This is a genomic window from Microcoleus sp. T3_D1 (assembly GCF_036700405.1).
Lineage (GTDB): Bacteria > Cyanobacteriota > Cyanobacteriia > Cyanobacteriales > Microcoleaceae > Microcoleus.
The window spans coordinates 1-5,704 of sequence record NZ_JAUBOV010000160.1 but is presented as its reverse complement, the minus strand read 5'-3'; the positions used below and the strand labels follow the sequence as shown (position 1 = coordinate 5,704).

The window sequence follows — 5,704 nt, the reverse complement described above, 5'->3', positions numbered from 1 at the left end:
ACCTCTTTGAACACACCTTGATATTTTTTATTATATCATATTAGTTATTTGTGTAATTAATTTTGTTTGACTACTTAGTAGCAGCGCTGTATTTCCGTCCCGGAGTATTCCATCCGAACAGTTGAGTAAGCAGGGCTTGTAAATGTTCAGAACGGTACTCAGGCCACCAGATTAGTGCAATGTCTCGCATTTTTTCTGCGTCCTCTGGGCTGATAACTTCAGGTACTGATGCCACTGCCGGCTCTGACTCTGGTTTTAATGGGGGCTGAGCTTGCGGAGATTGAGTGAGTATGTTTACCATTTTCTCGCGCTCGCTTTGTGGCTGCTTTGAGAACCATTGCAAGAATTCTGTAAAAGGTGAGGAAATTGAGTTGCCAGAGTTGCCAGCGCTCTGTGTAAGGGTTTGTGGGTTGCCAACTGGGTTGCCAACTGGGTTGCCAATATTTTCTGGCAACTCACTTGGCAACCCAGTAACCCTTTCTGCGTCTACTGGCAACCCTGGCAACCCAGTTTTGCCAATTCTTGTGGAACTTTGTACAAAGCTAATTCCAAGCAGGTATTTTTGCCCTCTCCGTTCCATTTCGTCACGACCGTTATATCGGTGAACTTGTACTTTAGGGAAAATCTCGCTAAGCCTTGATGACAACTGGTTTACAGCCTTCACCGGAGCGTCATATTTATTGGAAAGTTCATTCCAAATCAGCTTCTCCTTGGTGCCGCTAGTCTCTCGCTCTAGAATCCCTGCATCCTCATACCAAGCTTGCAATTGCTCCCACAAATCTTTAACCCAGACGCGGCCGCCAGACTGAACCTCCAAACCAACCTCGCGGGCAAACTGCCACAAGTGCCGACTTTCCTCTTGAGCTTCTCGCATCGCTTCACGGGTTGCCTTGTAGTCAATGCCCTCTTTCAGTAGCAGTGGCAACCGCTCCAACATCTTGTTGAGCATCGCCGGCGCAATCCGCTCAAGGATAAAGTTCTCATCATCCTTAAAGCGCGGGTCAGCTTCTAATTCACCCTGAGACGGGTCAGCGTTACGCTTGTAGGTTTTCTTGAAACTCAGGATGCCGTAGCGGTCATCAATGGCGGCCGTCCCTCCAGTGATAGACGGTAGTTTGTTGCAGTTGGCAAAAAAGGTAGCAACAGGCTTGTATTCGTAGCTGTCCTTACCTTTGGGTTCAATATCAATCGGGTCGCCAGTAATGAACTGCTTAAGGCTCTGGATGTTGTCTAGGTCTACTTTTGAAGTGTTCTCAGAAGCCCAGTTGCAGACACCCCCTAGAACACCTGACAAATTGAACTTGCGGCCATTATCGTAGGACTTGAAATCCGACAGCGACTTGTTAGTCATTCCCCGCCCGAATACAGAGGCCAACACAGCTCGCAGCGCATCCTTGCCGTTAGACCCCTCGCCGTAGCACAGCAAACCTTTAACTCCCCGCCCCGTCAACTTCGATCGCACAAGCTTCAAGTTCAACCCAGCAGCAGCAGTTCTCAGGAATATCTCGCGCTGCGAGGGTTCCAGACACTCCAACAGGCGATCGCAATCCGTCGCGTCAATGTCGGGGTCATACGTGCAACCGACATAGGTATAGATATTTTTGGGGTCATGCGGCACAAGCGAGTGGGAGCCATCAGGATTGATTTTCAGCACCCCTTTAGTAGTGTTCAACCCATCAGGATTGATGGTATTGGGGTCTACTGCCACAGCCGAAAGGATGTAAGTGTAGACCTCTTTGAAACTGGCAGAGTTGGCACGGTTGCAGCGATATTTACCCCCCACGAATTCAGAGTAGGTGCTCAACCACTCAAGGATGCGTCGTTTCTCGGTAGCTTCCGATCGCAACTCGTAATGAGTCCCGGTGAACTCAAAAAGCTGTCCTGCTATTGAAACCCAGTGGCCGCCAGAATACAGCGCATCAACAGCTTTCTGGATATAGTTTTGCTCTGGAGTCGGTGCAGTGTCTGGGATGTAGTCACTTGACCTACTGTCATACTTCTGGCATACTACTTATTCTCGCGTGCGCGGGTGAGAAGTAAGAGAAATATTAGGGTTTGAAGCGTCAATTTTGCGATCGCCTTTTTTAAGCTGCTTCTCCCACTTCTCTAGGGTTAGCGCGCTCGCTACAGCCTCTTTGAAAGCGTCACCACCGTTAGCTTTGATGAAATCATCCATCCCTTTGAACTGGGTATCCCAAACGGTGATGTGTACCTCACACCCACACTCAACCAACAAGCGGCCAAACTTCAAAATAGCTGCACGACAAGATGGGTTGGCCGCATAGTCGGAGTCAAAGTCTACGTAGTGAACGGTTCCGGGTTCTGCCCACTCCTTCACAAAGTGCGCTAATTCCCCATCTTTGCCCCAGTTCCACACGCCTGTTAGAGCAATGGTTGCAAGTTCAATACTCAACCCAGCCCCAGCCTTCTTGGTTCCCTCTGTCCAGTGACGGGGAATCGATTTGTCAGCGTGAACCTTTGCCCAATAATCCTTATCTGGCATTGCTAGGAATATGGCGTCGGGTTCCATGCCGCTGCCTGTGAGGTATTTGCGCGGTTTGGAACCTTCTGGCTGATGTGGTTTGTCTGGCTTGCCTTGGCCGTACCAGTTGCCGGCCCGTTCACCAGTTTTCCAAAGGACACCGCGAGCCCACCAGCCCCCCGTTTTGATGGGTTCCTTTGGACGGATGCGCTCGTTGAGTTCTTTGACGGTCAGCGATTCGATGTTGAGAGAGGCGATCGCTTCTGATACGGCTGAGCCTTCAACCCACTCGGTCAGGTGCTTGCGGATGAAAGTATTAAATTTTGGGAATGCAGAATTTTCCCCAGTGGGGTATGATGTATTCACGAGTTTACGGCTCACCGCCTGGTGAGTGTGAATCCAAAAGCCGTTGCAAGCTAGGTTCCAATTAGAGAGCAGCGGTTTTTTGGTGTTTATAGTTTTTGAAAAATTCAAGGCATAGGAGGAACCGCCCCGCGAGTTAGATTGCGGGTGCGATTAAGCTGTCGTTGCGAGCACAGCCGCCTATTTCGGCATCAGGCAGTGGGATAAAGATTGGGAAGGATGGCGGCGCCCGATCGGTTGCTCGAACAGGTAATTCGATATCGGTGTCTACGAGCACCGATTCTTTAGCAAGCTCAAGTCGAGTCTGGGGAGTTTTCTCAGGCTTGTTGATGAAATACTTTATCTCTGCGAACATCTGGGCTCGGAAGGTACAACAAATATATTTCCAGAGTCTCATCCCTCTCGGATGCCATTCCCGGCTGCGCTCTCCAAACTCCATAAGGGATTCTCCGGCCCCTCCATTCCAGAAAGGCTTTAGACTGCGCTTGACTCGGTTGACAAAGGAAATACATTTTGCATCCATATCGAACATTTTAAGCGACAAGTCGCACTTGATATTTTCGGACAAATTTTGTCCCGGCAACGAACCGAAAACGTAAAAAAACGTACCGAGAACGTACCAAAACTCACTCGTCGGGTTTAAAGGTAAAAGCACTAGACGAGTGAGTCAGAACAAGGCTTTCAGCGCCGCCAAGTCAGAGGGACTCTTGTCCGAAATTTCGGACGGATTTTTCTGTACCCTGACCACCCAGAACTGCGTCCCACGGTCGAGGCTGTGGTTCCCCTGGTGTTGCCGGCACTGCTACCCCAAGCTGAGGCAATTGCAATTCGTTGAGGTAGTAAGCGTACTGATTGCCATCCCCTCGTTGTGGGTAGAATTTGCCGTTAGTTTTCCAGAAGAAATCTTTACCCCGCAGAACCGCCAGAACTAACTCTATTTCTGACTTAGTACCAGTCAATCTTAGGGCTGCTGTTGTTGGGATGTTTGGCTGTTTAGTCATCACTTTCCCCCTTCACAAACGGCATCAAAAACTCATACTCAGCCTTCGCGTCCCGGTAGGATTGACTACTGCCGGCTGACACTCCCCAAACTTCTTTAAGGATTTTATTCTTGCCAGTGATGCCCTTCGCGTGACATTGCAAAATCAGTTCGATTTGTTCTTGCTGCCTAGTGGATAAATTCACTACAGCGAGTTCGCCAGAATCGCCAGAAGTCTTATTCAGTAGCAGTTCTAGTGATTCTCTTATCGAATCGAGTTCTGCCTCTTGTTCGTCTGTTCGTTCGTTTGTTGCCAGGATTTGTTCTGCTTCCTGTTGTCTTTGTTTCTGAGAAATGTATACGCTGGTGCTGATTTCATCCACCACATCGGCAGTGATTGCCCGCTCTTTAATTGCCTCAATCTCCCCTTGTTCGGACAGTTTGCGAGCGATATTACCCGCCGATACTGCACAAGCAATCGCAGCACACAAACTAACACCTTGCAGCGCTTTGTGAGTGTCTAGCTTTTTGTCTAGTGCTGCTAGTGGAGTCAGCCAAAGAACTACAGAGGACGCGCTTAAAACGAACAGTTTTAGCTGCATAGAAATACCCCCAAACCAATCAGGAACATCGCTAAACCGCCAACTAGAACTGCCTGTAAATCAGCCACTGAAACCTTGAGTAGTTTACTCAGGGAGTAGTCAAGCAACCAGCTCAACCCCCAAGCAATCGCAATCGCTGCTAACAGGAATGAGACGGCTTTCATTGCCATTGGATGCAGACTCGCTATCCACCCCAAAAGGGAGAAAGCGACGCATCCGGCAACGAAGTAGTTAGCCAGATACATCGCTTTCATTTAGTTAGTCCCTCCCGTGAGTTTGGCTTTGATTTCATCAATCCGAGTGCGAGCGTCGCTATCAGCTTTATCAATCCCTAAACCCAGTCGCGCATAACCGGGACGCAAACTGTGCAAGTGCTTAGCCAGTCGAGTGTCTGAGCGCTTTTTACCCAGTTCATTATCAGCCACAACACCCTCATATTTGCGGTGATGACGGTGAACTTTAGCATCGGCTTCTTCAACTTTTGCCAGTGCTTCATAGGCACGTTTAGACTGTTTTGCGCCGTCTGTTTTCTCCTTAGCTAAATCCTTCATAGCGTCCGCTTCTTCCTTCGTGAAATAGCGCGGTGCTGGCACAACTGGAACACTACGGATGCTGGAAAAATTACCAGGATTTAGCGGTGTGATGACACTTGCGTCAGTGCTTGCCAAAACTTTTGACTTGTCAATAGCGTGTCCGCCGTCGTTGCTGGCAGTCAGTTTTCCAGCATCAGAATTGCCGCCAAAAAGGCGTAGTTGTAAGCTCATAATTTTGTCCCGATTTGAATGTTGATGCGAACTGGGAGAGGAAATAAATTCAAGGGGTTGATTTGTCGCCACATAGACATTGCCAGCACAAACATTCCCGTCGATGCGAGTACGAGTGCGATGAGTTGAGAGAGGTCAACCCAATCTAAAAAGCTGGTGGAATTCTGGCGGGTAAAACCATAAACAGGGAACGAACCGTCGTTAGTCCAATTAAGGGTGTCTACAGTGTCTACACCTTCTAAATCAAGCGGTTGAGATGTCGCGTCTACACTGTCTACATTTAAAGTGTCTACACTGTCTACATTCACTGTGTCAAGCGATTCACCGTCAACGAGGTACAGTTCTAGCAGCGCTTCCCACGTAGCAGTTTTAGAAAGCTTCCCAAACTGCTTGGCATCCTCATTGGTGAACCCACGGTCATAGGCGATCGCCCTAAGTTGGTCAATGCGACGGTAGCTGACGGTAGGTTTAGTCATGGCAAAACCCCGTCAACTCAATCATTAAGAGTTGCGAT

Annotated in this window: 8 protein-coding genes; all 8 read right to left on the bottom strand. The window is 48.9% G+C overall.

The window, feature by feature from the left end; all coding sequences use genetic code 11:
* Positions 1-70 precede the first annotated feature (70 nt).
* Complete coding sequence (locus QT992_RS32905) at positions 71-1,846, bottom strand: DUF5906 domain-containing protein (protein ID WP_333336610.1); 1,776 nt, start codon at positions 1,844-1,846, stop codon at positions 71-73.
* A 165-nt stretch (positions 1,847-2,011) separates the two neighbouring features.
* Positions 2,012-2,848, bottom strand: a complete 837-nt coding sequence (locus QT992_RS32900) for a DUF3854 domain-containing protein (RefSeq protein ID WP_333336609.1) — start codon at positions 2,846-2,848, stop codon at positions 2,012-2,014.
* A 133-nt stretch (positions 2,849-2,981) separates the two neighbouring features.
* Positions 2,982-3,500 carry a hypothetical protein gene (locus QT992_RS32895; RefSeq protein ID WP_333319997.1) on the bottom strand — a complete coding sequence of 173 codons (519 nt, stop codon included), beginning with the start codon at positions 3,498-3,500 and terminating at the stop codon, positions 2,982-2,984.
* Positions 3,501-3,540: 40 nt separating this feature from the next.
* A complete protein-coding gene (locus QT992_RS32890) occupies positions 3,541-3,846 on the bottom strand; it encodes a hypothetical protein (RefSeq protein ID WP_333319999.1) in 306 nt (101 codons plus the stop codon).
* Entirely contained in the window at positions 3,839-4,426 is a 588-nt protein-coding gene (locus tag QT992_RS32885) for a hypothetical protein (RefSeq protein WP_333290257.1), read from the bottom strand. Before QT992_RS32885 ends, QT992_RS32890 begins: the two co-directional genes overlap by 8 nt.
* On the bottom strand, positions 4,417-4,680 hold the full coding sequence (locus tag QT992_RS32880; RefSeq protein WP_333320001.1) for a hypothetical protein: 264 nt from the start codon (positions 4,678-4,680) through the stop codon (positions 4,417-4,419). The genes QT992_RS32885 and QT992_RS32880 overlap by 10 nt, the downstream gene beginning before the upstream one ends.
* Positions 4,681-5,190: a hypothetical protein gene (locus QT992_RS32875; protein WP_333053783.1), complete on the bottom strand. Its 510-nt coding sequence runs from the start codon at positions 5,188-5,190 to the stop codon at positions 4,681-4,683.
* On the bottom strand, positions 5,187-5,666 hold the full coding sequence (locus QT992_RS32870) for a hypothetical protein (protein ID WP_333320003.1): 480 nt from the start codon (positions 5,664-5,666) through the stop codon (positions 5,187-5,189). The genes QT992_RS32875 and QT992_RS32870 overlap by 4 nt, the downstream gene beginning before the upstream one ends.
* Between the last annotated feature and the right edge of the window lie 38 nt (positions 5,667-5,704).

Excerpts from the sequence above, each read along its gene's own strand:
- QT992_RS32870 (WP_333320003.1), bottom strand. The coding sequence starts at position 5,666 with ATGACTAAACCTACCGTCAGCTACCGTCGCATTGACCAACTTAGGGCG.
- QT992_RS32875 (WP_333053783.1), bottom strand. The coding sequence starts at position 5,190 with ATGAGCTTACAACTACGCCTTTTTGGCGGCAATTCTGATGCTGGAAAA.
- QT992_RS32890 (WP_333319999.1), bottom strand. The coding sequence starts at position 3,846 with ATGACTAAACAGCCAAACATCCCAACAACAGCAGCCCTAAGATTGACT.
- QT992_RS32885 (WP_333290257.1), bottom strand. The coding sequence starts at position 4,426 with ATGCAGCTAAAACTGTTCGTTTTAAGCGCGTCCTCTGTAGTTCTTTGG.
- QT992_RS32880 (WP_333320001.1), bottom strand. The coding sequence starts at position 4,680 with ATGAAAGCGATGTATCTGGCTAACTACTTCGTTGCCGGATGCGTCGCT.